The organism is Peribacillus cavernae (genome assembly GCF_003989135.1).
Lineage (GTDB): Bacteria > Bacillota > Bacilli > Bacillales > DSM-1321 > Peribacillus > Peribacillus cavernae.
The window spans coordinates 1-2,430 of sequence record NZ_RYZZ01000056.1 but is presented as its reverse complement, the minus strand read 5'-3'; the positions used below and the strand labels follow the sequence as shown (position 1 = coordinate 2,430).

The window sequence follows — 2,430 nt, the reverse complement described above, 5'->3', positions numbered from 1 at the left end:
GCCGTAAGGCAGAAAGGTTCCCTCCTACTCGACCCACCCGAAAAAAAAAAAAAAAAAAGACCTTCACATTAAGTGTGAAAGTCATATCATGAAAAAGTGTTAAATATCTCGTTTAGCTTGAATAATATATCGATCAGGTGCAGCGCCTACATAATTAAAAGGGTAGCATGTAGTGAGTGTAAGTGTTGACTCATCTTTTTTCGTAATGACTGTGCGATCATCTTTATCTGTAATCCATATATCTTTAATATGGTAAATATATTGTTTATTATCATATTCCACAGCTAAGATATCTCCTTTTTCTAACTCACCTAACCCTGTAAAAACTGTATCTCTATGACCGCTTAATACAGTGTGACCATTGCTATTAGGAGCAGTTGTTATATCACTTACATAGATTCCTACGCCTTTTTGTAAACTGTCTTCATCTGTTCCCCAATATACAGAATACTTTTGCTTTAAAGCTGGGATAATAAGAGTTGCTACGTTTTCTCCTAACTTATAGGAAAGAAAAGATGAAGGAGTCTGTACAAGAGGAGTGTCAGTTTTCGTTTCTTTGGAAGTTTGTATAGTTTCATATTGCTGTACTTCTTTTTTAGTTAATTCTTGAGCTGCAGACTTTCCTTCATACCATGTTATAAAAGAAGATATTCCTAACACTAGGCCACCTACAAGCAAACAAAATCCTAAAAGTTGTTTCAAATCTTATCCCTCACTAACTAAAAAAGACAGGAGTTACCCTGCCTTTATGCTTTTTGACTTATGCTTTAGATTTCTTACGACGAAATAGAAGTGTACCGCCAATAGCAGCCATAACACCAGCTACTACCAACATAGAAACATCATTTGATGATGTTTCAGGTAATTCTTCGCCCTTTTGGTCATCATCGTTTGCTGTATTAGTAGTAGTTGCTTGCTCTTCACTGTCGTCTGATTTTTCTTCTTTAGCAGGTTGAGTTGATTCTTCTTCAGTTGCCTCATCACTTGAAGTTGCTTCCTCTTCTTTAGAAGCTTCTTCTTTCTTCTTCTCTACAAAACTATTGTACTCATCTGTAGGTACTTCACAAGGTGCACCGTCATTGTCACGGTCAAGATCATGCGGATCATTTGAAGCACTGTAACCATTATTATACCAAAATTCCATTACAGCGTTTGTATCCCCACCAAAATCTCCACAGTCTTTGTCGTTACTTGGAGCAGCTTGAGCAGTTGCACTGAAACCAGTGAACAACAAACCACAAGCCATTAAGCATGTACACCATTTTTTAATACCTTTCATAGAAATTCCTCCCCTTCAATGTATTACAACAATATACACATTATAACAAATTTATGAAACTTTCAACATATTTTTGAAATATATTGATAAATTTTACATAGTTAATTTGGAGGATTGGGTTATTGCCGTAAAATACAGGATTTATACAGAATTAGAGAAAAGCGGGAAGATAGAATAAATTCGAACAAATAAAAAAAGAACTCTCGAACATTCAAGCTTGAGAGTTCTAGACAATGGGTACTATAGCTGTAAAAATTGTCTTCTTAAAAGAACTTATCAAAGGTAGTTTCAATTACACCCATAATGAATACACCTACAGCAATCCTCAAGAATAACCGCTTTCATGATGTTGTATTTGATAAATTAGTTTTGAGCCACTTTCAATCGGTTTGATCACATAAAAGATGAGCCACTTGATTTCCAATTTTATAAACCTCCCTTATGATAGAAAGTGACGAAACTTACTCCACGGAGAGGACAAAAAGGATGATCAACATGGCTCAATTTCATCATATCAGAATTTTAAAATAGGTTGAAGGATTATCCCAAAGACAAATTGCCACTAAACTAGGCATTTCAGGGAATACGGTTAGAAAACATATAAACCAAAAAGAGCTCCTACTACGATCCTTCAGCAAAAGGTTTACGGAAAGAAAGAGTACTCGGAAGAAACAAACCGGGTACTTCCTAAAAGAAAAATATGGTATTAGATGGTTAAAATGGTATTTTGTTTCGTAAAAAAGGGAGTGTTGAACTTGATTAATAGAAACATAGAACTAGAATTAGAAATATTTGAGTACTATGAATACAAAGGTCAAAATTACTATGTTGAAGTTTTTACAGATGGAAATGCCTTCGAAGCTTTTGCTTCTTTGAGGCAATCTAGTATTGAAATTGATGAATTAATAGGTATGGGAATAGATCCACATAACAAAGATAAAGCAATAGAAAATGCAATTTTCGATCTCAAGTTACAGCTGATGTAAGCTATTGAGATAACCCTTCAACCTCCTTCAAAAATTTCAAACTATGATTGAGCCATGTTGATTATCCTTTTTGCCACTCCCTATGAAGATTGTTTCGTCGCTATCTATCTTAAGAGAGGGTAATAGTTTTGGGTGCCTGTCAGAGCGACCGAGCCTAGGTTGCAA

The 2,430-nt window shown here is 35.1% G+C and carries 4 protein-coding genes; 2 read left to right on the top strand and 2 right to left on the bottom strand.

Annotated features, from left to right (window positions below):
* Positions 1–99 precede the first annotated feature (99 nt).
* Both ELQ35_RS22185 and ELQ35_RS22180 read right to left on the bottom strand, forming a co-directional pair.
* On the bottom strand, positions 100–702 hold the full coding sequence (locus ELQ35_RS22185) for a class D sortase (protein ID WP_126867348.1): 603 nt from the start codon (positions 700–702) through the stop codon (positions 100–102).
* A 58-nt stretch (positions 703–760) separates the two neighbouring features.
* Entirely contained in the window at positions 761–1,279 is a 519-nt protein-coding gene (locus ELQ35_RS22180) for an LPXTG cell wall anchor domain-containing protein (protein WP_246026176.1), read from the bottom strand.
* A 555-nt stretch (positions 1,280–1,834) separates the two neighbouring features.
* Between ELQ35_RS22180 and ELQ35_RS22175 the strand changes: the two genes are divergently transcribed.
* Both ELQ35_RS22175 and ELQ35_RS22170 read left to right on the top strand, forming a co-directional pair.
* Complete coding sequence (locus ELQ35_RS22175) at positions 1,835–2,017, top strand: hypothetical protein (RefSeq protein ID WP_246026177.1); 183 nt, start codon at positions 1,835–1,837, stop codon at positions 2,015–2,017.
* Positions 2,018–2,034: 17 nt separating this feature from the next.
* Positions 2,035–2,265: a hypothetical protein gene (locus ELQ35_RS22170; protein WP_126867347.1), complete on the top strand. Its 231-nt coding sequence runs from the start codon at positions 2,035–2,037 to the stop codon at positions 2,263–2,265.
* Positions 2,266–2,430 lie beyond the last annotated feature (165 nt).